Raw genomic sequence first — 23,847 nt, 5'->3', positions numbered from 1 at the left:
GCTTGTCGTCCTCATTCATCACGGACGACGAATATGACCACCGCACCAAACACCCCGCCCGCTGAAGGGCCGACGCAGGATCGCGCCGCCCTCGTTGCCATCAGCCAGCGTCTTGTCGACGCTTGCCCGGACATGCGCGAAATGGCTCGCAGCATCGCGAGCGAGATCCTCATGCGCTATACCGGCCAAGACATTGAACCAGACTCAGTGTATTGGCACCGCTTCCACACCGCCGTTAACAGCTCGCGCTCGTTCAGCGGCTGGCAGCATGTCGATGCGCCCTATCAGTCCATGACCCTGCCGCAGTTGGTCATGAGCCGGTTTAATCCGCAAGATCAGGACAACGCCGACACCCTGCAGATGCTCAGCGGGTTCTACACCGCCGGCGCCGCTGCCGACGTGTTTGATGAACGTAATGAGGTGAGGCTGCTGCCCGCGCAAGTCATGCGCGATTTCTGGGCTGTCGATTTCAAGTCGGCCTTTCATGCAAAACTCAGCGCGTTCTGGCGCGACTTTGCCGACGACTTTCGCACCATGGCCAAGGCCAACTATCTCGCCAGCGCCCTGCAAGACCATCAAGCCGGTTGGCTGAGCGATGAAAACCTGAGCTCCGTGCTTGCCGCTGCAAACATCGCCCCCTCCGTACCGGCGAGTCTCGCGGCGTTACAAGCGAGCGCGCCGACCGGTCACGCCGTCAGCGTCTGGACTTTCGACGTCATCGGTTATGAAGCCAGCGACATCCTGCGCGTCGTAACCGCCGATGGCCGACAAATTCTCTATACCCCCGGCGAGGTGCAGGCATTTCATGCATTCGATACGCCCGAAGAACTGCACAGGTGGCTACTGACGCAAAACAACCGCACCGAGCGACGCGCGCGCTTTATGGGCCATTTTCCTCTATCGGCCCATGGGGAGGCTGATCAAAACATCGGGCTCTACCATGGTCTTGACGTGCTTTATACGACATGGGGTGCGGCGCAGCCTGGCGTGATCAATCAGCACAGCCGAGTGGTAGCGGGTGATCCGTTTACCCATCTACGCGACTCCATCCGCGCACGAATGTTTGCCGACGCCGGCCTGGCCCCGCATTCCAATGGTGACTTGCGCAAACAGCTGTGGATCGGCTATTTGCGAAGCATCTCGCAGCTGTCAGGCGCACTGGCTGCCGTTGACTGGCCGATAGCATTGGCGGCGGTGGGCGCAGGGCTGGCTGACATGGGTCTTAATATCGATCAGGCGGTGAATGGCGCGAGCACGGCTCGACGCAAGGCCGGCGTCATCGGCGCGGTGACTGCGGGCATCGATGTGCTATTCAACAGCACGTTCTTCCTGGGTGGCAGCGCTGAATCCGAGGGCGGTGTGCTTGAGCCGGTCACCGCCCCCGCACTCGAACCGGAACCAACCCCCGACGTGGCAGAGGCTGAGCCGATGGAAGCATTCGTCGAGTCGTCCCCTGCTGAACCTGAACAGCTAGAGCCCCTGGACCGGCAGGCTACGCTGGCTGCCTTCGAGACCAACAAGCTGTTGGATGGCTTTGCACCTGCCAGCGCTGAAGGCCGCATGAAGGGCATTTACCAGACCGAACAGGGCGAAACCTTTATCGAGATCGATGACCTCGCGTATGCCGTGCGCTACATCAATGAGCTCAAAACATGGGCCATCATTGATCCGGAGAACCCTTACTCCTTCTATCGTAACCTGCCCGTTAAGCTGAACAGTGCCGGTGCCTGGGAGCCTGTTGCAGTCTCGGCCCTCAAGGGCGGCGGCAAGCTGTTGGGGAAAATCTCCGGCGTGCGTGGCGCCCGCGTTGCTCAACAACCGGGCACTTTGCCGAGCCCCTACGAAATACCCCCTGCGCAAAGAGCAGCGCTTATGGAGGGCGCACAGGCCGGAGGCCGACTCGTCGACGAACGTTACGGCGGCCTTGGGCTGGCCACTCGAGACCCTTATGAGGGCTTCAAACGCATACGGCGTCTGCTCCGTGACGACGCCGATGCGTTCTTCTCCACGTTCGAATTACCCCTGCGTCCAGAGCTGCCACCACTGACGCCCGACGCTCCGTTGAAGACCACCCTTAAGCGACTGTTCAAACGCGCGTCGGGGCTGATTATTGGCGAAAGCCACGCCGACGCAGGCAGCAAGCAATTCCTGATCGAACACATGCAACTGCTGACCAAGCTCAAGGTGAGAACCCTTTACATGGAACACCTGCTGACCGACTTTCATCAGGCGGATCTGGATGTTTTTTCCAGGAGCGGGAAGATGTCGCCCGAGCTTGAAGGTTACGTTCATGCGCTGGACAAGGGCCATCGAACTGACCCCACCGGCAAGTACACCTTTATGGCAGTCCTTAAAGCAGCTCGGGAAAACCATGTTCGCATCAGGGCCATTGATTGCATGGCCAGCTACCGCGTAGACGGCATGCCGGATGCCGAGCAAACAGCCCGTCAGAAGATGATGAATTACTACGCCAAAGGCGTCATCGATACAGACCGGGCGGCGCGAAACGGGATGAATTGGGTCGCACTGGTCGGCAACTCCCATGCCAACACCTACAAGGGTGTGCCCGGTATGGCTGAACTGGAAGGAGCTTTTGGCTTGCGTGTTGAAGATGCGCACGCCATCGAGTCACCGGGCATTACCGCCGACCCGGGCGTCGAGATGTCCAACTCAATGGGCCGCACTGCAGGCACCGTCAAGAGCGATCTGCGCCTGCAATACCTTCGCGAAGCGGTAAAACCCGCACCCGATCTTGAGAACAAACTCACCCGCGCGGGCATGTTCACTGTTGAAGCAGAGGGCAAACGACTGACGCTTGTACACCGCAGCAATGAAGGGGCCGCTGTCCGGACGGAGATCAAACGCGAAGGCACAAGGGTTTACATCGATCGGCCGAAATGGCCACGGGTGAGTGGGCGCCGGTTCGATTCGCTTGGCGATTTGTCGCTGTCGTTGGAGCTGATGGGGATGACGCTGGTGCGTTGAGGCTTAAACGCAAAAAGCCGAGTGAGACGCGGGTGGTCTCACTCGGCTTTTAGATCCGAGCCTGTGAAGGTTTAGATCAAAGCGGGATCATTCCCACTCAATCGTCGCAGGCGGCTTGCTCGACACGTCATAGGTAACGCGGGATATGCCTTCGATCTCGTTGATGATCCGGCCGCTCACCGTTTCCAACAGCTCGTAAGGCAGGTGCGCCCAACGTGCGGTCATGAAGTCGATGGTTTCCACGGCGCGCAGGGCAACGACCCACGCGTAGCGGCGACCGTCGCCTACCACGCCAACCGATTTAACCGGCTGGAACACGACGAATGCCTGGCTGACTTTGTGGTACCAGTCGGCTTTGCGCAGTTCTTCGATGAAGATGTGGTCGGCGCGACGCAGCAGGTCGGCGTATTCCTTCTTCACTTCACCCAGAATGCGCACGCCCAGGCCCGGGCCCGGGAATGGGTGGCGGTAGACCATGTCGTACGGCAGACCCAGTTCCAGGCCCAGACGACGGACTTCGTCCTTGAACAGTTCGCGCAATGGCTCGACCAGTTTCAGGTTCATTTCTTCCGGCAGGCCACCCACGTTGTGGTGTGACTTGATGACGTGGGCCTTGCCGCTCTTGGCGCCAGCGGACTCGATCACGTCGGGGTAGATGGTGCCTTGGGCCAGGTACTTGATGTTGTCGAGCTTGTTCGACTCGGCGTCGAAAACGTCGATGAAGGTGCGCCCGATAATTTTGCGCTTCTTCTCGGGATCGCTTTCGCCGGCCAGGTTGTTGAGGAACTGGTCCTCGGCGTTGGCGCGGATCACCTTGACGCCCATGTTCTCGGCGAACATGGCCATGACTTGCTCACCTTCGTGCAGGCGCAGCAGGCCGTTGTCGACGAAGACGCAGGTCAGCTGGTCGCCGATGGCTTTGTGCAGCAGCGCGGCAACCACAGAGGAGTCGACGCCGCCCGACAAGCCCAGCAGCACGTTGTCGGTGCCGACCTGTGCGCGAACCTGGGCGATGGCGTCCTCGGCGATCTTCGACGGGGTCCACAGCGCTTCGCAACCGCAGATGTCGAGGATGAAGCGCGAGAGGATGCGACCGCCCTGCTTGGTGTGGGTCACTTCCGGGTGGAACTGCACGCCGTAGTAGCCGCGGGTGTCGTCGGCCATGCCGGCGATCGGGCAGCTCGGGGTGCTGGCCAGCACGTGGAAGCCTTCAGGAATGTCGGTGACTTTGTCGCCGTGGCTCATCCACACGTCGAGACCGAAAACCCCATCGGCGTCGACGTGGTCTTCGATGCCATCCAGCACGCGGCTCTTGCCGACGATGTCGACACGGGCGTAACCGAATTCACGCAACTCGGAGCCGGCAACGCGGCCACCGAGCTGTTCGGCCATGGTCTGCATGCCGTAGCAGATGCCGAAAATCGGCACGTTCAGGTCGAACACCGCCTGCGGCGCGCGCGGGCTGTCGGCGACGTGGACGGACTCGGGGCCGCCGGCGAGGATGATGCCTTTCGGGGCGAATTCGCGGATCGCTTCGTCCGCCATGTCGAACGGGTGCAGTTCGCAGTACACGCCGATTTCGCGAACGCGGCGGGCGATCAGCTGGGTGTACTGGGAACCGAAGTCCAGAATCAGGATGCGGTGGGCGTGAATGTCGAGGGCCATGAGAGGACTCTAGATAGAGCAGCTTCAAGCTTCAAGCCTCAAGCTTCAAGCTGCAAGGTGTTGGGGGCCGCATATCCGTAGCGGCAGCCCGAAAGGCAGTGCCGCTACAGATCGCTTGTAGCTAATAACTATCAACTTGCCGCTGGAGGCGTCAGCCGACCCGGTAGTTCGGCGCTTCCTTGGTGATCTGCACGTCATGGACGTGAGACTCGGCCATGCCGGCACCGGTGATGCGTACGAATTCAGGCTTGGTACGCATTTCGTGGATGTCGGCGCTGCCGGTGTACCCCATGGAAGAGCGCAGACCGCCCATCAACTGGTGAACGATGGCAGTCAGCGAGCCCTTGTACGCAACGCGGCCTTCGATACCTTCCGGCACGAGTTTTTCCGCGCCGTCGGACGAGTCCTGGAAGTAACGGTCAGACGAGCCCTGGGCCTGGGACATGGCGCCCAGCGAACCCATGCCGCGATAGGCCTTGTACGAACGGCCCTGGAACAGCTCGATCTCGCCCGGTGCTTCTTCGGTACCGGCAAACATCGAGCCCATCATTACGCAGTAGGCGCCGGCAACGATGGCTTTGGACAGGTCACCCGAAAAGCGGATGCCGCCGTCGGCGATCAGGGGAACGTCAGTGCCTTCGAGTGCCGAAGCTACATTGGCGATGGCGCTGATTTGCGGCACGCCCACACCGGCGACGATACGCGTGGTGCAGATGGAGCCAGGACCGATGCCGACCTTGACGCCGTCAGCGCCCGCTTCGACCAGTGCGCGTGCAGCGGCGCCGGTGGCGATGTTGCCGCCAATGACCTGAACGTCAGGGAAGGTTTGCTTGACCCAGCGAACACGGTCGATAACGCCTTTGGAGTGGCCGTGCGCGGTGTCGACGACGATGACGTCTACGCCCGCAGCAACAAGGGCACTGACACGCTCGCCGGTGTCTTTACCGGTGCCGACCGCAGCGCCAACGCGCAGACGACCCTGATCGTCTTTGCTCGCCAGCGGCCAGGCTTTGGATTTCTCGATGTCCTTGACGGTCATCATGCCTTTCAGCGCGAACTTGTCGTCGACGATCAGGACTTTTTCGAGGCGGTGTTTGTGCAGCAGGTCGCGCACTTCGTATTTGTCAGCGCCTTCACGAACGGTGACCAGACGCTCTTTGGGCGTCATCACTTCGCGAACAGGGATATCGAGGCGGGTTTCAAAGCGAACGTCGCGAGAGGTCACGATGCCGACGAGCTCGCCGTCGTGCAGGACCGGAACGCCGGAGATGTTGTGTTGACGGGTCAGTTCGAACAGGTCGCGAACGGTGGCGTCAGCCTCGATGGTGATCGGATCCTTGACCACACCCGCTTCGAACTTCTTGACCTTGCGCACTTCGGCAGCTTGCTGCTCGACGGTCATGTTCTTGTGGATGATGCCAATGCCGCCTTCCTGAGCCATGGCGATTGCCAGACGGGCTTCGGTGACGGTGTCCATAGCGGCGGAAACGAGGGGGATGTTGAGTTCGATGCCACGGGTCAGTCGGGTTTTCAGACTGACTTCGTTGGGAAGCACCTCGGAATAACCGGGCACAAGGAGAATGTCGTCGAATGTAAGGGCTTCTTGGCTTATACGCAGCATCGCTGGGCTCCCGAGCGGGAAAATGGAAGCGCGCCATTGTACCCAGACACCTGCACTATCTCAATGTAAAGATCAGCCTATTTACTCAATGAGCCGGATGACTGCGGCCAAAAACGGCGGCGATCGTTACATCCTGACTTTGACGTGGGACACCGGACGGTCCATTCGCTCGGCAAACGCCTCGATAAAACTGCTTTTGAAACCCGCATCCAGCCAGTTGTTGAAGATGAATCCCAGGTTCGAGAACCCGCACGGCTCAAGGAACAGAAACCCGTTGATGTCGTCCTCGTGCCGGCACTCGGGGCACATGAAGTTATCGGTGTGGCCCGGCATCCAGTCTTCGAGGCTCTCGAACAGCGCTTCGCCGATCTCACGCCGGCATTCCGGGCAGCCTGCTTCCTCTTTAAAGTCTTGCTGCGGCGTGTAGATGCAGCGCTTGAGGACGATCTCCAGACCGTTGACCGGCTGACCAAAAGGCAGTGCATCCGGGTTTTCGACAACGCGCCGCGCACCAGGGGCAATCGCGTAGGCCATGCGGTTGAAGCTGCGACCGCAAGTCGTCAGCGACTCCCCTACCACGTTCAGCTTCACCAGCCAGCGCAGGATCGCCCGCGCCTTCGCCTCGTGCGCAGGAAAGCTGGAGATTTGCGGGACAATGATGCTTTGGGTGTCCATGGAGGGCCTGTCTGACGAGTATTCGGGGGGCGGCAGCTTAATCTCGCTGTCGGTGACGTCAAGTATCGCCGCCAGGCGGCGCGCCTCCCACGATCTCATCTGGTGAGCCGTGCCCCAATGCCTTTATGATGCCCGCATGATCAAAGACCCTTTCGCAAGACTCGGCCTCGACCGGGACGTCCTGACTGTCAGCCAGCTCAACGGCCGCGCACGCGTGCTGCTGGAGGATGTGTTTTCCAGCATCTGGGTCGAGGGCGAGATTTCCAACCTCTCTCGCCCCGCCTCCGGGCACGTTTACTTCACCCTCAAGGACTCCGGCGCCCAGGTGCGTTGCGCGCTGTTTCGCAGCAACGCGGCGAGGGTGCGTCAGGCACTCAAGGACGGCCTGGCGGTCAAGGTGCGCGGCAAGGTTTCGCTGTTCGAGGGTCGTGGTGACTATCAACTGATACTCGACACGGTTGAGCCTGCCGGTGACGGCGCGCTACGCCTGGCCTTCGATGCACTGAAGGAAAAGCTCAACGCCGAAGGCCTGTTCAGCGCCGAACGTAAAGTGGCCCTGCCGCTGCACCCCAAACGCATCGGCATCATCAGTTCGCCGACCGGTGCGGTGATCCGCGACATCATCAGCGTGTTTCGGCGTCGCGCGCCCCGGGTCGAGCTCACGTTGATCCCTACCGCTGTCCAAGGGCGCGAGGCCATCGGCCAGATCGTGCGGGCCTTGCAACTGGCGGACGGGCGCGGTTTCGATGCATTGATTCTCGCGCGCGGTGGCGGTTCGCTTGAAGACCTGTGGTGTTTCAACGAGGAGGCTGTCGCCCGCGCCATCGACGCCTGCGTGACGCCCATCGTCAGTGCGGTGGGGCACGAAACAGATGTTTCGATCAGTGACTTCGTCGCCGACGTTCGCGCACCCACGCCCTCGGCTGCCGCAGAATTGCTGGCCCCGGATTCAAGCGATTTGCATCGCCGGGTCGACAGCCTGCAACGTCGTCTTATCAGCCGCATGCAAGACCGACTGATGCGCGAGCAACTGCGTCTGGACGGTATCTCACGCCGCCTACGCCACCCCGGCGAGCGCCTGCGTCAGCGCGCGCAGCGGCTGGATGACCTGGACATGCGCATGCGTCGGGCGTTCGAGCAGCAGATGCACAAGCGCCAGGTGCGCATGAGCCATCTGGAAAGCCGGCTGGCCGCGCAACACCCAGGGCGCACGCTGATGTTCTTGCGCCAGCGTCTGGCGGTGCTGGCCGAACGACTGCCACGTGCGATCAGGGAAAACCTTAAAAGCCGCCGCTTGCAGCTGCAGAGTCAAGTGCAGACCCTGAATGTGGTCAGCCCGCTGGCCACCCTTGGTCGGGGCTACAGCATCTTGCTCGATGAACGCGGCAGAGCCATTCGGGCGGCGGAGCAAACCCATCAAGGCCAGCGTCTGACCGCGAAACTGGCGGACGGCGAGCTGCAAGTGCGCGTCGAAGACAATCATCTGACGCCTGTCACCCTTTCACTTCTGGATTGATCAATGCTGCCTCTCTTCTACCGCTCGCTGGCCGCTGTCGCGCTGTCTCTTTGCGCCGCCATGTGTGTCGCCCTGCCCGCCCACGCTGACAGCTACATCTCCCGCTTGCTCAACAAACCGGTGCCAGGCGGCGTGGCGGTGGTCGACCTCGGCCCGGCAGCGCAAGCGCCCAAAGCCACGTGGCAGGGCAAGCCGGTGCTGGTGGTCAAGGATGCAGACGCACGCTGGCTGGCCATCGTTGGCATCCCGTTGACCATCAAGCCCGGCACCTCACAGGCTGTCAGCAGTGGCGGTCGCAGTCTGCCGTTTGTGGTCGCCAGCAAGAACTACCCGGAGCAGCGGATCACGCTGAAGAACCAGCGCCAGGTCAATCCCAATGCGGACGATCTGAAGCGCATCGAACAGGAGCTCGATGTGCAGGTTCGGGCCTACCGCACGTTTAGCCCCGTGACGCCAAGCAACCTGTTGCTGGACAAGCCGGTCGACGGGCCGCTGTCCAGCAAATTCGGCGTTCGCCGCTTCTTTAACGGTGAGGAGCGTAACCCGCATGCGGGGCTGGATTTCGCGGTCCCGGCCGGCACTCCCATCAAGTCACCCGCTGCGGGTAAGGTGATCCTGATCGGCAACTACTTCTTCAACGGCAATACCGTGTTTGTCGATCACGGTCAGGGTTTCATCAGCATGTTTTGCCACATGTCGAAGATCGACGTGAAGGTGGGCGATGCCGTGCCGCGCGGTGGCGTGGTAGGACGCGTGGGTTCGACCGGGCGCGCGACAGGGCCGCATATGCACTGGAACGTGAGCCTGAACGATGCGCGGGTTGATCCGGCCATCTTCATCAATGCGTTTCAGCCGTAACGGTTGCCTCGGGTCATAGCCCTTTTGGGAATGTGGGAGTGAGCTTGCTCGCGAAGAGACCGGCTCACTCACCCAATCTCTACCGGATGTAAAGCAGCCTTCGTGAGCAAGCTCACTCCCACAAAGAGACGCGTACCCTGCACGGGCACCATCACATCCAGCCGATGCGACCTTGCGCAGCCCCACCTTGGCGAGCAATCTAATCTCGCCAACGAGGAACTTTCAGCAATAAAATCTCAGTTTAATTGCGATTCAAGTAACTTATCTCAATCTTTTCCAATCGCTTGCCAGCTTTCACCCCATTGGTTACGTTTGGCGACATGAAAACCGCCCACACCCTGATTCTGATGCGCCAACATCGCAGCCTTTGCCTCGTCAGCGCGCGACTGCAAAGCTGATCGCAGCGACTCGACGCGCTTTGTGCAGTGTTACTCTCGCATCAACCGGCTGGCCGCCTTCTCCCGGCCCTGAGTACAAAAAGGATTATTCAAATGACCATGCTCAACGATCCCTCGACCAAGTACCGCGCCTTTCCCGTCATCGATCTGCCTGACCGCACCTGGCCTTCCAAGACCATCACTGCGGCGCCGATCTGGTGCAGTTCCGATTTGCGTGATGGTAACCAGTCGCTGATCGAGCCCATGGATGCGGTCAAAAAGCTGCGGTTCTGGAAGACGCTGGTTCAGGTAGGCGTCAAGGAGATCGAAGCCTCCTTCCCTTCAGCGTCGCAGACAGATTTTGATTTCGTGCGCACCCTCATCGAAGACGGCCACATCCCGGACGACACCACCATTCAGGTCCTGACCCAGGCCCGTGAAGACCTCATTGCGCGGACGTTCGAGTCCCTGCGTGGTGCTAAGAAAGCCATCGTGCACTTGTACAACGCTACCTGCCCGTCCTTCCGCCGCATCGTCTTCAACCAAGACAAGGAAGGCGTCAAAGCGATCGCAGTGAATGCCGCGCAGTTGTTCGTCAAATACGCCGCACAGCAGCCCGAGACCCAATGGCAGTTCGAGTACTCGCCCGAGACATTCAGCGCAACCGAGCTGGAGTTTGCCAAGGAAGTTTGCGATGCCGTCATCGAGGTCTGGAATGCGACCCCGCAGAACAAAGTGATCCTCAATCTGCCAGCCACTGTTGAAGTCGCCACCCCGAATATCTACGCCGACCAGATCGAGTGGTTCTGCCGCAACATTTCCCGTCGTGACAGCGTGATCATCAGCCTGCACACCCACAACGACCGTGGCACCGGCGTCGCCGCAACGGAGCTGGGTCTGATGGCGGGCGCAGACCGCGTTGAAGGCTGCCTGTTCGGCAACGGCGAGCGCACCGGCAACGTCGACCTCGTGACGGTTGCGCTGAACATGTACACCCAGGGCCTCAACCCCCAACTCGATTTTTCCGACATCGACGGCGTACGCAAGGTCGTTGAAGAGTGCAACCAGATCCCCGTGCATCCGCGCCATCCGTACGTGGGTGATCTCGTGCACACGGCGTTTTCCGGCTCGCACCAGGACGCCATCCGCAAGGGTTTCACCCAGCAAAAAGAAGGCACGCTCTGGGAAGTGCCTTACCTGCCAATCGATCCTGCCGACATCGGCCGCAGCTACGAAGCCGTTATCCGGGTCAACAGCCAGTCCGGCAAAGGCGGGATCACTTACCTGCTCGAACAGGAGTACGGCATTTCTCTGCCACGTCGCATGCAGATCGAGTTCAGCCAGGTGGTGCAAGGCGAGACAGACCGCTTGGGCCTGGAGATGACGGCTCAACAGATTTACTCGCTGTTCAAGCGCGAATACCTGCAGGCCAACAAGCCCTATGCGCTGGTCAGCCATCGGTTGCAGGAAGAGAACGGCAACAGCGCCGTTGAGGTGGTGGTGACCGGTATGAGCGACAGCGAGAGCAATCTGCGCTGGAAAGGCACGGGCAACGGCGCACTGGAAGCGCTGGTCGCCGGTCTCCCTGTATCGGCGGAGATCATGGACTACAACGAACACGCCATCGGTGCTGGTACAACGGCAAAAGCGGCCGCGTACATCGAGCTGCGCGTGAATGGCGACCGCGCGGTGCATGGCGTCGGTATCGACGAGAACATCACCACGGCCAGTTTCAAGGCGCTGTTCAGCGCGCTCAATCGTGGCTTGCTGCAGGCTGATGCGACGAAGGCGGCGTAACGTCCGTCGCGTCAACGACACTGCAATGAAAAAGGCCCTGAAGTGCGAACTTCAGGGCCTTTGCGTTTACATCTTCGCATCAAGCGGTGGTGTCGACTTTGACTTTCATCAAATTCAACAGAGACGCCTGTTGCGCGCCCAATTGGGCCATGGTCCCGGAAATCTGCTGCTGGATGGCCATAACCTGCGCCGCCCGCTCCTCATCCGACGCCTTGCTGTTTTGCGCTGCTGCCAACATAGCCTGCTGCTGCTCGAGAATTTTTTGGGTTTGCTCGATTTGCTCTTGCAGCTGCTTGATCATCTGCTCCTTCATGCTCGGCGCGTCGCCTGACTCACTGGGGCCGGACGCCTTGGCGTCGCCATACACATTGCCACGCAGCTCGACACTGGCAGCCTTGGCGTCGCTCTTGGCAGAGTCGTCGGTTTTGACGGCAGCCGTAAACACGCTGGAGTAAGCACCCAACGAACTGGTGTTGATGGTGGTCATGATGAACTCCTTCTGAGGTGCCCTTTGTATCGGCCAGCGTACAAATACCTGAAGTCGAATTCCTTTCCGGCTGACCGTGCCACGCCTCATTCGCAGGAGCCAGCTTGCTGGCGAACCCATGTTGTCAGTCGATGCGAGGACAACTGACCTCACGCCTTCGCCAGCAAGCCGGCTCCTGCAGCCAGATGCTACACGCGAGCCCCCGACAACCTATATGCCACGCACAAGAACGCATTACTGTATCTGGAATGTATCGGCGTCGAGATAAGCCGGAAATTTCTCCCGGTATGCGGCCAGGCTTTGCGCTGAAAGGCTGACCTGGAAGACGCCATCCGCCTCGCCGATGTTGAGCAGGCTCTCGCCCTGGAAGTCCAGCACCTGACTGTCGCCTGTGTAGGCAAAGCCTTTCCCGTCGATGCCGACACGGTTCACCGCAGCGACGTAACACAGGTTTTCGATAGCCCGCGCTGGCAGCAAGCGGTTCCAGTGCAAACGCCGAGCGCCGGGCCAGTTAGCGGTGTAAAGCAGCAGGTCGGTGTCGACGGCGTCACGGCTCCACACCGGGAAGCGCAGGTCGTAGCAGATCAAAGGCCGTATGCGCCAGCCCTTGAGCTCAAACTGCACCTGGCGTTCTCCCGGACTGTAATGCTCGTGCTCGCCGGCCATCCTGAACAGGTGACGCTTGTCGTAGTGCAGCAGCTCGCCATCCGGGCGCGCCCAGAGCAGGCGGTTGCGGTGGCTGCCATCGGCAGCGCGAACAATCACGCTGCCGGTAATGACAGCGTCCAGTGCCCTGGCCTGCTGCAGTAGCCATTTCGCCGTCGGACCATCCTCAGGCTCGGCCAGTGCTTCGGATGCCATGGTAAAGCCGGTGGTGAACATCTCCGGCAGGACCACCAGGTCCGCCCCTTTGGCTTGCTCCAGAAGCTCTTCAAAATGCGCGTGGTTTGCCGGCGCGTCATGCCAGACGAGCGTGGTCTGCACCAGCGCAATGTTGAGGTTTGGCAGTGTGCTTAGATCGCGCATAGTTTTTCCGCCGCCTGACGCAGCGTCTCCTCCCGCTTGGGAAAACACAGCCGGATCAGGCGCTGGCCTTCGGGCGGGCTTTGATAGAAAACCGAGATAGGAATGCTCGCCACGCCGTGCTCGCGGGTCATCCACAACGACATGTCTACGTCGTTGAGGTCCGGGCGGATCTGCGAATAATCGACGAGCTGAAAGTATGTGCCATTGGCGCGCGTGAAGCTGAAGCGCGAAGCCTCCAGCCGATCACAGAAGTAGTCGCGCTTGGCTTGATAGAACGCGGGCAGCTCATTTACGTGCTCTGGACACGCTGCCATGAAGTCGGCCAGTGCCCACTGCAGCGGCGTTACGCCGCAAAACGCGACGAACTGATGAATCTTTCTCGCTTCGGCCGTGAGCGCAGGCGGCGCCACGAAGTAGCCTGTTTTCCAGCCGGTGACGTGATAGGTCTTGCCGAACGAGCTGACCACAAAAGCGCGCTGGTAAAGCTCCTCATGGGCCAACACGCTGGCGTGCTGCAGGCCGTCGAACACCAGATGCTCGTAGACTTCATCGCTCAACACGTAGATATCCCGTTCGCGAATCAGCCCCGCGAGGCGGTCCAGCTCGTCCCGGGTGATGAGCGCGCCACTGGGGTTGTGCGGCGTGTTGATGACAATCATCCGGGTGCGCGGGCTCAACGCCGCCCCAAGCTTCTCCCAGTCGATGGCGAAGCTGCCGTCCTTGAGTTGCACATGCACGCAGCGCCCACCGGCCAGCTCCACGGAAGGCGCATAACTGTCGTAGCAAGGATCGAAAACGATGACTTCATCGCCAGCACGGACAACCGTCTGGATGGCGCAGAAGATGGCGTGAGTCGCGCCAGGCGTTATGGTGATTTCACTGTCGACGCCCACTTCGCGGCCGTAGCACCGACTGATCTTGGCGGCGACTTGCTCGCGCAACGCTGGCAAGCCGGCCATCGGCGCGTATTGGTTATGGCCGTCCATGACGCGGCGGCAGAGGGCTTCACGCAACGCATCGGGGCCGTCGAAATCGGGAAAACCCTGAGAGAGATTGATCGCCCCTGTTTCGGCGGCCAGCTGAGACATCACAGTAAAAATGGTGGTGCCAACGTTCGGCAATTTGCTGGTGATCATGGGTTTTCCTGCTCCACACCCGGCTCCTGGACGGCACGGGGATCAGCAGAATAGCCCAGATGTCGCGCACAAAAAAAGGCGCCATTGGCGCCTTTTCCGGGAAAGACCCTTACACACTCAGCGCTTGTCGCGGCGCTTCTTGTCGGCCTTCTTGTGGTGCGACATCATCCGACGCTTTTTGTTGACCTGGCGGTCGGTCAGCGTGTTCTTGTTGCCTTCGTACGGGTTCTCGCCGCCTTTGAACTCGATGCGGATCGGCGTACCGACCAGCTTCAACACCCGGCGATAGGTGTTTTCGAGGTACCGAACATAGGACTTCGGCACTTTCTCCACCTGGTTACCGTGGATCACGATCAATGGCGGGTTAGCGCCACCCAGATGGGCATAACGCAACTTGATGCGGCGACTGCCTACCATCGGCGGTGCGTGCTCGCTGACCGCGTCTTCGAGGATCTGGGTCAGGCGGCTGGTCGGCCAGCGGGTGACGGCCGACTTGAACGAGTTCTGCACCGACTGGTACAGGTTGCCCACGCCGGTGCCATGCAGCGCCGAGATGAAGTGGATGTCGGCGAAGTCGACGAAGAACAACCGGCGTTCCAGCTCGACCTTCACGTAGTCGCGTTCGCTCGGGACCATGCCATCCCACTTGTTCAGCGCGATGACCAGGGCACGACCGGCTTCAAGGGCGAAGCCCAGCAGGTTGAGGTCGTGGTCGACCACACCTTCGCGAGCGTCCATGACGAAGATGACCACGTTGGCGTCTTTGATCGCCTGCAGCGTTTTGACGACCGAGAATTTCTCGACTTCTTCGTGGATCTTGCCGCGCTTGCGCACACCGGCGGTGTCGATCAGCGTGTACTTTTCCTCGTTGCGTTCGAACGGGATGTAGATGCTGTCACGGGTAGTGCCGGGCTCGTCATACACGATGACGCGGTCTTCACCGAGCATGCGGTTGACCAGCGTCGACTTGCCGACGTTAGGTCGGCCGATGATCGCGATCTTGATGCCATCCTTTTCGCTCGGACCAGGAATGCGCTTGGCTTCCTGGCCTTCGGCGACGACTTCTTCCTCTTCGCCTTCTTCGGCTTCGTCATCGTCTTTGGGGAAGTCACGCAGGGCGATTTCCAGCATCTGCGTGATGCCACGACCGTGGGCGCCAGCGACGGGAATCGCGTCACCCATGCCCAGCGGGGCAAACTCGGCGCGCGCCATGTCGGGGTCGATGTTGTCGACCTTGTTGGCCACGACGTAGGACGTCTTGTTGCGCTTGCGCAGGTGCTCGCCAATCATCTGGTCGGCGGCGGTGAAGCCTGCCTTGGCGTCAACGAGGAACAGCACGACATCGGCTTCTTCAATGGCGAGCAGTGACTGCTCGGCCATTTTTTCGTCCATGCCGTGTTCATCACCGGAGATACCGCCGGTGTCGATCAGGATGTAGGTACGCCCTTGCCACTTGGCCTCACCGTATTGGCGATCACGGGTCAGACCGGACAAGTCGCCGACAATGGCGTCGCGAGTCCTGGTCAGGCGGTTGAACAAGGTGGACTTGCCGACGTTCGGTCGACCCACCAGGGCGATTACGGGAACCATGCGGCTCTCCACTTCGTTATTTCAGAAAATACAAAAGCCGCTGCAAGGCAGCGGCCGGAGTTCGGAGCGACACCAAAGCGTCGCATGCCCCATTGAAGCGGGGCCGCCAGGGGAAGCCAAAACACGACCTCCCCAAGCATAGACAGCCACTACTTGATCGTCAGCGCTTCCAGCTTGCCGCTGTTGCCGAAGACGTAAATGGTGCTGCCCGATACCAGCGGGCGAGCACGCAGGCCATCGCTGTCAATCTTCTCACGGGCGACGAAATGGCCATCGACCTGGCTGAGCAAGTGCAAATACCCTTCCATGTCGCCAACGGCTACGTAGCTGGAGAACACTTCCGGCGCGCCGAGTTGGCGACGGGCCAGCGAATCATTGCTCCATAGACCGGTAGACGAACGCTCATCGATGCCTTCAACAGTGCCGTTGGCCAGCGACACATACACGCTGCCGAAGCCTTGCGCCACGCCTGAATAGCTCGATGCGTCACGCTGCCACAACACGCGGCCGCTCTGCAGTTCCAGACCCGCTACGCGGCCCTGATACGTCGCGACATAGAGCGTGTTGCCCGACAGCAGCAGACCGCCGTCGATGTCGACTACGCGATCGAGCTCGGAACGACCTGTGGGAACGGCAACGCGCTGCTCCCAGGCCGGAACACCGTTGTTGATGTCGAGCGCCACGACCTTGCCGGTCGACAGGCCTGCTATCGCCAGAGATGGGGTGGCGATCGGCGCACCGGTCCCGCGCAATGTCAGAACAGCAGGACTGCTTTCGTAGATCCAGCGCTGATCGCCAGTGATGGCGTCATAACCTATGACGCGGTCATCCTGAGTCTGGGCAACCACGACACTGCCGTTGGTGGCCGGAGCGGACAGCACTTCGCTGGTCGCCTTGGCTTTCCACTTCTGCTCGCCGGTGGCTTCGTCGAGAACGATGACTTCGCCGCGCAGAGTGCCCAGCATGACCAGACCGAAACCTACGCCAACGGCACCGGACACCGGTTGCTCAAGCTCTTTTTTCCAGACCACGTCGCCATTGCTGCGGTTGATCGCCATGACCAGGCCGTTGGCATCGGCAGCGTAGATATTTTCGCCGTCGATGGCCGGGACCAGCATGTTGTAGATATCGCCCTGACCGTCACCGACGGAACGGCTCCACAGCTTCTGCAGCGTCACCTCTTCCTTGAAGTCGACGAGTTCTGCCGGAGGCAATTCTTTCTTGCTGTTGCTGCTGCAACCCGCGGCCAGAATGGCCAGAGCCAGCAATGCTGCATGTTTCCAACGAATCACGTCACGCATCCCCTTTCGCCAGATCGTCGAGCTTCATTTGCAGACCGCCAACAGCCGCTTCTTCTGAAAGCGCTGCCTTGGCCTTTTTGTATGCAGCATACGCATCATCGGTACGACCCAGCTGAACCAGCAGGTCACCGCGCAATTCTTCACGGCTGGCCGCGAATGACTTGTCGGCCTGGCCGTCGAGCAGCTTCAGGGCGTCATCAGCCTTGTTCTGCGCCGCTAGCACACGGGCCAGACGCTGACGGGCGATTTCACCCAGCGTCGCACTGGCCGGCTTTTCAGTCACGGATTTCAGTTCATTGGCAGCGTCGTCCAGCTTGCCGGTGTCCACAGCCACCTTGGCCACGAACAGGCTGCCGTACTGCGCATACGCCGTGCCGCCGAATTCGCTCTTCAGCTTGCCGGCGATTTCCGCAACGCGCCCTGCGTCGGCCTGCCCGCTGGGCGTCAACGCGGTTTCCAGCAGTTGCTGATAAAGCGCCGAAGCACCTTGCGCCTGGTTGTTCTGATAGCGCTGCCAGCCTTGCCAGCCCAACACCACGATCACCGCCAGCAGGCCGCCGGTCACCAGAGGCTTGCCGTTACGCTGCCACCAGTCCTTTACGGCAACCAGCTCATCATCATCGGTACTCGACACCCCAATACTCCTATTCGCTCAATCGGCTTTTATCTGCTTCAACCCTGCACGATGCAGGCGGCCAGGTGCTCGGACAGAGCATCCCAGGCAATGTTTTGTTGCTCGCCCTGACCACGCAGCGGCTTGACACCCACTTCCTTGCGAGCCAGCTCTTCATCGCCAAGGATCAACGCATAGAGCGCACCGCTCTTGTCGGCCTTCTTGAACTGGCTTTTGAAGCTGCCCGCACCGGCATTGACCTGCAGACGCAGCCCCGGTGCCTGATCACGCAGGCGCTCGGACAACGCAAGGGCTGCCAGTTCGGCGGCCTCGCCAAAAGCGCAAACATAGACGTCGACGGTACGAGCGATTTCTTCGGGAATCTGCTCAAGGGTTTCCAGCAGCAGCACAAGACGCTCGATGCCCATGGCAAAGCCCACGCCCGACGTTGGCTTGCCGCCCATCTGCTCAACCAGACCGTCATAACGACCGCCTGCGCAGACGGTGCCCTGGGCGCCCAATTGATCGGTCACCCACTCGAACACGGTCTTGCTGTAGTAATCCAGGCCACGCACCAGTTTGGGGTTGATCACGTACGGGATACCCGCCGCATCCAAACGCGCCTTTAGGCCCTCGAAGTGAACACGGGATTCATCGTCCAGGTAATCTGCGAGCTTGGGCGCATCGACCAACACCGCCTGAGTTTCAGGGTGTTTGGTGTCGAGAACACGCAGCGGGTTGGTCTTCAGACGGCGCTGGCTGTCTTCGTCCAGTTGCTCATGACGGGCAGAAAGGTATTCGACCAGCGCTTCGCGATAGCGGCCGCGCGCTTCGCTGGTGCCCAGGCTGTTGAGCTCAAGTTTGACCGCCCCGCGGATGCCCAGCAGGCCCCACAGGCGCCAGGTCAACACGATCAGCTCGGCATCGATGTCCGGGCCATCCAGATTGAACACTTCGACGCCAATCTGGTGGAACTGGCGATAACGGCCTTTCTGAGGACGCTCGTGGCGAAACATCGGCCCGATGTACCAGAGCTTTTGCACCTGACCGCCGCCGGTGATGCCGTGTTCGAGCACCGCGCGCACGCAGGCGGCCGTGCCTTCAGGGCGCAAGGTCAGCGAGTCGCCGTTGCGATCGGCGAAGGTGTACATCTCTTTCTCGACGATGTCGGTGACTTCGCCAATGGAACGCTTGAACAGATCGGTGAATTCAACGATCGGCATGCGGATCTGGCGGTAGCCGTAGTTATCCAGCAAACGCGAAACAGTGCCCTCGAAATAACGCCACAGCGGCGTCTGGTCAGGCAGGATGTCGTTCATGCCACGAATGGCTTGCAGAGACTTACTCACAAAAATTCCTTGGAAACTGGGTTAGCCGCGCGCGATCAGCGCTGCGTCGGCCTCGACCTTTTCGGCCGCTCTCTGGCGGATCAAACGTTCAAGCTGATCCACGAGATTGTCATTTGTCAGTTTTTGCGCCGGCTTGCCGTCAATGTAGATGAGGTTCGGTGTACCGCCGGTGAGGCCGACATGCGCCTCCTTGGCTTCGCCGGGCCCGTTCACCACGCAACCAATCACGGCCACATCCAGCGGCACGAGCAAGTCTTCAAGGCGCCCTTCCAGTTCGTTCATGGTTTTGACCACGTCGAAATTCTGCCGCGAGCAGCTTGGGCAGGCGATGAAGTTGATGCCACGGGAACGCAGGCGCAGCGACTTGAGGATGTCGTAACCGACCTTCACTTCCTCCACCGGATCGGCGGCCAGGGAAATACGAATGGTGTCGCCGATCCCCTCGGCCAGCAGCATACCTAGGCCGACGGCCGATTTCACTGTGCCCGAGCGCAAACCGCCTGCTTCAGTGATGCCCAAGTGCAGTGGCTGAACGATTTGCCTGGCAAGGAGACGATAAGCCTCGACCGCCATAAACACATCGGACGCTTTGACACTGACCTTGAAGTCCTGGAAGTCCAGACGGTCCAGATGCTCGACATGACGCAAAGCGGACTCGACCAGCGCAGCCGGCGTTGGCTCGCCGTATTTCTTCTGCAGGTCTTTTTCCAGCGAACCGGCGTTGACGCCGATGCGAATCGGGATGCCGCGATCACGAGCAGCTTCAACCACCGCACGTACGCGGTCTTCGCGGCCGATATTGCCTGGGTTGATCCGCAGGCAGTCAACGCCCAGCTCGGCAACGCGCAACGCGATGCGGTAATCGAAATGGATGTCCGCAACCAGCGGGACCTTGACCAGTTGCTTTATCCGGCCAAACGCCTCGGCAGCGTCCATGTCCGGTACCGAAACGCGGACGATATCGACGCCAGCGGCTTCCAGGCGGTTGATCTGCGCGACAGTGGCCGCAACATCATTGGTGTCGCTGTTGGTCATGCTCTGAACTGCGATCGGGGCATCGCCACCGACCGGTACCGAGCCGACCCAGATTTTACGAGATTCGCGACGCTTGATCGGAGATTCGCCGTGCATGACTTATTGCCCTAGCTTCAGGCGAGCGGTTTCGCCACTGGTGAAAGGTGCCACATCAACCGGCTGCCCGTTATAGCTCACCTGCGCGCCACGGGCGAAACCCAGACGCAGGGTCAACGGCGGTTTGCCGTTGACGTCCAGGCTATCGCCCTTGCGCTTGAGGCCGCTCATCAGCACTTTGCCGTTGCCGTCGGTGACCTGCGTCCAGCAATCGGACACGAACTGCACCTGCACACGGCCGGCACCCGCCGGGACCGGCGCAGCTTCAGTCGGAGCGCTTGGCGCGGTGTTCACTGGCGCCGTGGTAGCAGGCGTTGGCGCTACGGTAGTGACCGGCGCGGGTTGCGTCGAACCAACGTGTGCAGACGCAACCGGTGCGGTGGTTGATGGGGTATGAGGAACAACAGCGCCCTGAGCGGTGCCAGTGCTGCTGGAAGGGGTCGGCGCTTCGGGCGTGGTCGCAGGCTCGGCGTTGTTCAATGGCAGCGGAGTCTGACCGCCCTGCCCTTGCGCAACGGCCTGGTCTTCCGGCTCGTCGAGTGGATGAATCTGAGTGGTACCATCGGCGCTTTCGACTTCGACGTGCTCCATCCCCAGATTCGTGGGCTCCTTGCCGCGCAGTGTGGCCTGGTCCTGCCACCAGACAAAGCCACCGCCTATCAACGCAATCAGCAGCAAAAGGCTGACGATGCGCAGAATATTGTGAGACAGGCGCACCGGCTCTTCGATTCGGCCGAGCGCGTGGACGCTGCTGCCCTTGCCGTCAGTGCCGGTGTATTGGTCGAATGCATTGACCAGCGCAGCCTGATCCAGATCCAGCAGCTTGGCGTAGGCACGCACATAGCCCCGGGCGAATGTATGGCCCGGGAGCTTGTCGAAATCGCCGGCTTCCAGGTGAGTCAGAGAGTTCACCGTGAGGTTGAGCCTCAACGCCACATCTGGCAGCGACCAGTTCTTGCTCTCGCGGGCCTGACGCAATGTTTCGCCTGGGTTCGTGCGAGTGGCTGCTACAACTTCGGGATGCGCCGCTTTCATCATTGCTCCGACAGGTATTGCTGATATTCCGGCGTACCGGGATAGAGTCTTTTTAGTAGCAGCCCGTAACTGGCTGCTTTATTGCGATCGTCGTAAACCTTCGCCAGCCGCGTGCCTAGCAACAGGCTTCGCGCATTTTGCTCGCTCAACTGGCTGAAACGATCATAGTAGTCGCGCGCCGGCACATAATGCCTGTCTTCGAACGACAACTCAGCCATTTCCAGCAATGCGCGGGGCTGTTGACGATCCAGACGCAGGGCTTTATCGAAATGCTCGCGGGCGGTGACCCGATCACCCAGCATCAGCGCCGTCATGCCGAGGTTTTCAAACACCCGGGCGCGCTCGGCGTAGAGGTTATCATCGGCCGCCTGCTCGAAGCGCTCGTAAGCTTCCTTGTAGCGCTTCTGCTGGTAGAGAAAACTGCCGTAATTGTTGAGAATCCGGGCGTCTTTCGACCGCGCTGACAAGGCCTTCTCGTAGTACTGGTTCGCCAGTTCCGGCTCCATCTCGGCCTGGAACACCAGAGCGAGGGCAGCATTGGCGTCAGCGTCGGAGCCGTTCAGCTCGAGCGCCTTTTTAAGGGGTGCCTTCGCACGCTCCATCTGCCCTTGCTGAAGATAACCCAGGCCCAGCTGCACATAAGCCTGACGAGCTTCCTCACGCCCCTTGCTGGTGCTCATCGGATCGACGTTGCCGGTAGACACACAACCGACCAGCAGCGTGGCAAAACAGAGCAGCAGCGCAACGCGCAGGGACATAGAGATCCTCTCAGTCAATTTCGCAATCAGTTGCGAGCCGAAGCAACCTGCGCGACGTCGGCATCGGCACTGAGTTCACGCACGGCAATATAACGCTCGCTGCGACGTGTGCGGTCCATTACCTGCCCGACCAACTGGCCGCAGGCAGCATCGATGTCCTCACCGCGGGTCGTGCGCACGGTGACGTTGAAGCCGGCTTGATGCAGCAGATCCTGGAAACGACGGATCGCGTTGTTGCTGGGGCGCTCGTAGCCCGAATGCGGGAACGGATTGAAGGGGATCAGGTTGACTTTGCAAGGTGTGTCCTTGAGCAATTCGATCATTTCGATCGCGTGCTCAGGCCTGTCATTGATGTCCTTGAGCAGCGTGTACTCAATGGTCAGCACGCGCTTTTCGCCCAATGCCGACATGTAGTTGCGGCAGGACTCGAGGAGCATCTTCAGCGGGTACTTTTTATTGATCGGCACCAGCTGGTTACGCAGCGCATCATTCGGTGCGTGCAGCGACAGGGCCAGCGAGACATCGATGTGCTTGGACAGCTCATCGATCATCGGCACTACGCCGGAGGTGGACAACGTCACCCGGCGCTTGGAAATGCCATACCCCAGGTCATCCATCATCAAATGCATGGCGGATACGACATTGTCGAAGTTCAGCAATGGCTCGCCCATCCCCATCATCACCACGTTGGTGATGGCACGGTCGACGGTTGCCGGGACACTGCCAAAAGATTTGTTGGCAATCCACACCTGGCCGATGACTTCTGCGGCGGTGAGGTTGCTGTTGAAGCCTTGTTTGCCGGTGGAGCAGAAGCTGCAATCCAGCGCACAACCCGCCTGGGACGAGACACACAGCGTGCCGCGCTTGCCTTGCGGAATATAAACGGTCTCGACGCAGCTGCCGGACTCTACACGTACGACCCACTTGCGGGTGCCGTCGGTGGAGATGTCCTCGCTGACGACTTCAGGACCTCGAATTTCGGCACGGCTCTGCAGCTTCTCGCGCAGGGCCTTGCCGACGTTCGTCATGGCGTCGAAGTTGTCGACGCCAAAGTGGTGAATCCACTTCATGACCTGACCGGCGCGGAAGCGTTTCTCCCCGATAGACTCGAAGAATTTTTCCATTTCCAGCCGGGTCAGACCCAACAGGTTGATTTTGCCAGTCGATTCAGTCATGGATTCACCCTCACTCGCAGCAATAGCTTAGCGAGTGGTTACCTCGGTAGCAGCGAAGAAGTACGAGATTTCACGAGCAGCAGCCGCTTCGGAATCCGAGCCGTGTACCGCGTTGGCGTCGATCGAATCAGCGAAGTCAGCACGGATGGTACCGGCAGCGGCTTCTTTAGGGTTGGTAGCGCCCATCAGTTCGCGGTTCAGAGCGATGGCGTTTTCGCCTTCCAGAACCTGAACGACAACCGGGCCGGAGATCATGAATGCAACCAGATCACCGAAGAAACCACGAGCGCTGTGCTCAGCGTAGAAACCTTCTGCTTCGGCTTTGGACAGTTGCTTCAGTTTCGAAGCGACAACGCGCAGACCGGCTTTTTCGAAACGAGTGGTGATCTCGCCGATGACGTTTTTGGCAACAGCATCAGGCTTGATGATCGAGAAAGTACGTTGAACAGCCATGGTGTAACTCCAGAAGCAGTGATTATTGCGAAAAATTAAACCCGCGAATTATACGCGGGTTTGATGTTATTGCCTAACGTGCAAATCTGATCAGTCGATTTCGTCGGCCCAGAGCGTCTGGACAGCTTCGAGTACTTTCTCGCCGACCCGCCCGGAATTATCGTCGAAATCGGGCAGTTGCTTGATCATCTGTTGCAGCTTGGTAAAACCTACCGAGTAAGGGTCTACGCCGGGGTGAGTCTCGGCGAGCTCTTCGGCGATGCGTTGTACATCATTCCAACCGTAACTCATGACAGCTT

The 23,847-nt window shown here is 60.1% G+C and carries 19 protein-coding genes and 2 pseudogenes; 4 read left to right on the top strand and 17 right to left on the bottom strand.

What is annotated here, in order from left to right:
- Positions 1 to 33: 33 nt before the first annotated feature.
- On the top strand, positions 34 to 2,985 hold the full coding sequence (locus tag QRN48_RS17585; protein WP_285351982.1) for a dermonecrotic toxin domain-containing protein: 2,952 nt from the start codon (positions 34 to 36) through the stop codon (positions 2,983 to 2,985).
- A gap of 87 nt (positions 2,986 to 3,072) precedes the next feature.
- Here QRN48_RS17585 and guaA read toward each other — a convergent pair whose 3' ends face one another.
- The 3 genes from guaA to QRN48_RS17570 form a co-directional block, all read right to left on the bottom strand.
- Complete coding sequence (gene guaA / locus QRN48_RS17580; RefSeq protein ID WP_285351980.1) at positions 3,073 to 4,650, bottom strand: glutamine-hydrolyzing GMP synthase; 1,578 nt, start codon at positions 4,648 to 4,650, stop codon at positions 3,073 to 3,075.
- A 151-nt stretch (positions 4,651 to 4,801) separates the two neighbouring features.
- The gene (gene guaB / locus QRN48_RS17575; protein WP_037012465.1) at positions 4,802 to 6,271 is read right to left on the bottom strand and encodes an IMP dehydrogenase; all 1,470 of its coding nucleotides are present in this window, start codon (positions 6,269 to 6,271) and stop codon (positions 4,802 to 4,804) included.
- 126 nt (positions 6,272 to 6,397) lie between these two features.
- Entirely contained in the window at positions 6,398 to 6,946 is a 549-nt protein-coding gene (locus QRN48_RS17570; RefSeq protein WP_285351979.1) for a sugar ABC transporter ATPase, read from the bottom strand.
- Positions 6,947 to 7,082: 136 nt separating this feature from the next.
- On the opposite strand from QRN48_RS17570, the gene xseA reads away from it, so the two are divergent.
- The 3 genes from xseA to leuA all read left to right on the top strand — a co-directional run bounded on the left by xseA (position 7,083) and on the right by leuA (position 11,494).
- Complete coding sequence (gene xseA, locus QRN48_RS17565; protein WP_037012467.1) at positions 7,083 to 8,462, top strand: exodeoxyribonuclease VII large subunit; 1,380 nt, start codon at positions 7,083 to 7,085, stop codon at positions 8,460 to 8,462.
- A gap of 60 nt (positions 8,463 to 8,522) precedes the next feature.
- The gene (locus QRN48_RS17560; protein WP_285352133.1) at positions 8,523 to 9,320 is read left to right on the top strand and encodes a peptidoglycan DD-metalloendopeptidase family protein; all 798 of its coding nucleotides are present in this window, start codon (positions 8,523 to 8,525) and stop codon (positions 9,318 to 9,320) included.
- 491 nt (positions 9,321 to 9,811) lie between these two features.
- Positions 9,812 to 11,494, top strand: a complete 1,683-nt coding sequence (leuA, locus tag QRN48_RS17555) for a 2-isopropylmalate synthase (protein WP_037012470.1) — start codon at positions 9,812 to 9,814, stop codon at positions 11,492 to 11,494.
- Between the two features lie 79 nt (positions 11,495 to 11,573).
- Here the strand turns inward: leuA and QRN48_RS17550 are convergent, their stop codons facing one another.
- From QRN48_RS17550 to iscX, 14 genes and pseudogenes are all read right to left on the bottom strand, one after another.
- On the bottom strand, positions 11,574 to 11,981 hold the full coding sequence (locus QRN48_RS17550) for a hypothetical protein (RefSeq protein ID WP_037012471.1): 408 nt from the start codon (positions 11,979 to 11,981) through the stop codon (positions 11,574 to 11,576).
- A 234-nt stretch (positions 11,982 to 12,215) separates the two neighbouring features.
- The gene (locus QRN48_RS17545) at positions 12,216 to 13,007 is read right to left on the bottom strand and encodes an amidohydrolase (protein ID WP_191944377.1); all 792 of its coding nucleotides are present in this window, start codon (positions 13,005 to 13,007) and stop codon (positions 12,216 to 12,218) included.
- Positions 12,995 to 14,143, bottom strand: coding sequence for a pyridoxal phosphate-dependent aminotransferase (locus tag QRN48_RS17540; protein WP_285351974.1), 1,149 nt, complete (start codon positions 14,141 to 14,143; stop codon positions 12,995 to 12,997). The genes QRN48_RS17545 and QRN48_RS17540 overlap by 13 nt, the downstream gene beginning before the upstream one ends.
- A 117-nt stretch (positions 14,144 to 14,260) precedes the next feature.
- A complete protein-coding gene (gene der, locus QRN48_RS17535; protein ID WP_037012476.1) occupies positions 14,261 to 15,733 on the bottom strand; it encodes a ribosome biogenesis GTPase Der in 1,473 nt (490 codons plus the stop codon).
- A 149-nt stretch (positions 15,734 to 15,882) separates the two neighbouring features.
- Positions 15,883 to 17,034, bottom strand: a complete 1,152-nt coding sequence (gene bamB, locus QRN48_RS17530) for an outer membrane protein assembly factor BamB (protein WP_191944375.1) — start codon at positions 17,032 to 17,034, stop codon at positions 15,883 to 15,885.
- A complete protein-coding gene (locus tag QRN48_RS17525) occupies positions 17,027 to 17,668 on the bottom strand; it encodes a tetratricopeptide repeat protein (protein WP_037012480.1) in 642 nt (213 codons plus the stop codon). The genes bamB and QRN48_RS17525 overlap by 8 nt, the downstream gene beginning before the upstream one ends.
- A gap of 38 nt (positions 17,669 to 17,706) precedes the next feature.
- On the bottom strand, positions 17,707 to 18,996 hold the full coding sequence (gene hisS / locus QRN48_RS17520; protein WP_037012482.1) for a histidine--tRNA ligase: 1,290 nt from the start codon (positions 18,994 to 18,996) through the stop codon (positions 17,707 to 17,709).
- A gap of 21 nt (positions 18,997 to 19,017) precedes the next feature.
- Positions 19,018 to 20,127, bottom strand: coding sequence for a flavodoxin-dependent (E)-4-hydroxy-3-methylbut-2-enyl-diphosphate synthase (gene ispG, locus QRN48_RS17515; RefSeq protein ID WP_037012483.1), 1,110 nt, complete (start codon positions 20,125 to 20,127; stop codon positions 19,018 to 19,020).
- A 3-nt stretch (positions 20,128 to 20,130) separates the two neighbouring features.
- Positions 20,131 to 20,394: pseudogene (locus tag QRN48_RS25445) on the bottom strand (DUF4115 domain-containing protein); the annotation flags it as partial.
- A 170-nt stretch (positions 20,395 to 20,564) separates the two neighbouring features.
- A pseudogene (locus QRN48_RS25440) lies at positions 20,565 to 21,162 on the bottom strand (helix-turn-helix domain-containing protein); the annotation flags it as partial.
- A complete protein-coding gene (gene pilW, locus QRN48_RS17505) occupies positions 21,162 to 21,920 on the bottom strand; it encodes a type IV pilus biogenesis/stability protein PilW (protein WP_037012485.1) in 759 nt (252 codons plus the stop codon). The pseudogene QRN48_RS25440 and the gene pilW, both read right to left, overlap by 1 nt.
- A gap of 26 nt (positions 21,921 to 21,946) precedes the next feature.
- Entirely contained in the window at positions 21,947 to 23,095 is a 1,149-nt protein-coding gene (gene rlmN / locus QRN48_RS17500; RefSeq protein ID WP_037012487.1) for a dual-specificity RNA methyltransferase RlmN, read from the bottom strand.
- A gap of 27 nt (positions 23,096 to 23,122) precedes the next feature.
- Positions 23,123 to 23,548 (bottom strand): nucleoside-diphosphate kinase, encoded by a 426-nt coding sequence (gene ndk, locus QRN48_RS17495; protein ID WP_007916882.1) that lies wholly within the window; start codon positions 23,546 to 23,548, stop codon positions 23,123 to 23,125.
- A 90-nt stretch (positions 23,549 to 23,638) separates the two neighbouring features.
- The gene (gene iscX, locus QRN48_RS17490; protein ID WP_037012488.1) at positions 23,639 to 23,839 is read right to left on the bottom strand and encodes a Fe-S cluster assembly protein IscX; all 201 of its coding nucleotides are present in this window, start codon (positions 23,837 to 23,839) and stop codon (positions 23,639 to 23,641) included.
- Positions 23,840 to 23,847: the final 8 nt, after the last annotated feature.

The organism is Pseudomonas sp. ME-P-057 (assembly GCF_030208975.1).
GTDB classification, from domain to species: domain Bacteria; phylum Pseudomonadota; class Gammaproteobacteria; order Pseudomonadales; family Pseudomonadaceae; genus Aquipseudomonas; species Aquipseudomonas lutea.
This window is presented reverse-complemented; position numbering and strand designations above follow the sequence as displayed.

Excerpts from the sequence above, each read along its gene's own strand:
- QRN48_RS17585 (WP_285351982.1), top strand. The coding sequence starts at position 34 with ATGACCACCGCACCAAACACCCCGCCCGCTGAAGGGCCGACGCAGGAT.
- guaA (WP_285351980.1), bottom strand. The coding sequence starts at position 4,650 with ATGGCCCTCGACATTCACGCCCACCGCATCCTGATTCTGGACTTCGGT.
- guaB (WP_037012465.1), bottom strand. The coding sequence starts at position 6,271 with ATGCTGCGTATAAGCCAAGAAGCCCTTACATTCGACGACATTCTCCTT.
- QRN48_RS17570 (WP_285351979.1), bottom strand. The coding sequence starts at position 6,946 with ATGGACACCCAAAGCATCATTGTCCCGCAAATCTCCAGCTTTCCTGCG.
- xseA (WP_037012467.1), top strand. The coding sequence starts at position 7,083 with ATGATCAAAGACCCTTTCGCAAGACTCGGCCTCGACCGGGACGTCCTG.
- QRN48_RS17560 (WP_285352133.1), top strand. The coding sequence starts at position 8,523 with ATGTGTGTCGCCCTGCCCGCCCACGCTGACAGCTACATCTCCCGCTTG.
- leuA (WP_037012470.1), top strand. The coding sequence starts at position 9,812 with ATGACCATGCTCAACGATCCCTCGACCAAGTACCGCGCCTTTCCCGTC.
- QRN48_RS17550 (WP_037012471.1), bottom strand. The coding sequence starts at position 11,981 with ATGACCACCATCAACACCAGTTCGTTGGGTGCTTACTCCAGCGTGTTT.
- QRN48_RS17545 (WP_191944377.1), bottom strand. The coding sequence starts at position 13,007 with ATGCGCGATCTAAGCACACTGCCAAACCTCAACATTGCGCTGGTGCAG.
- QRN48_RS17540 (WP_285351974.1), bottom strand. The coding sequence starts at position 14,143 with ATGATCACCAGCAAATTGCCGAACGTTGGCACCACCATTTTTACTGTG.
- der (WP_037012476.1), bottom strand. The coding sequence starts at position 15,733 with ATGGTTCCCGTAATCGCCCTGGTGGGTCGACCGAACGTCGGCAAGTCC.
- bamB (WP_191944375.1), bottom strand. The coding sequence starts at position 17,034 with ATGCGTGACGTGATTCGTTGGAAACATGCAGCATTGCTGGCTCTGGCC.
- ispG (WP_037012483.1), bottom strand. The coding sequence starts at position 20,127 with ATGCACGGCGAATCTCCGATCAAGCGTCGCGAATCTCGTAAAATCTGG.
- pilW (WP_037012485.1), bottom strand. The coding sequence starts at position 21,920 with ATGTCCCTGCGCGTTGCGCTGCTGCTCTGTTTTGCCACGCTGCTGGTC.
- rlmN (WP_037012487.1), bottom strand. The coding sequence starts at position 23,095 with ATGACTGAATCGACTGGCAAAATCAACCTGTTGGGTCTGACCCGGCTG.
- ndk (WP_007916882.1), bottom strand. The coding sequence starts at position 23,548 with ATGGCTGTTCAACGTACTTTCTCGATCATCAAGCCTGATGCTGTTGCC.
- iscX (WP_037012488.1), bottom strand. The coding sequence starts at position 23,839 with ATGAGTTACGGTTGGAATGATGTACAACGCATCGCCGAAGAGCTCGCC.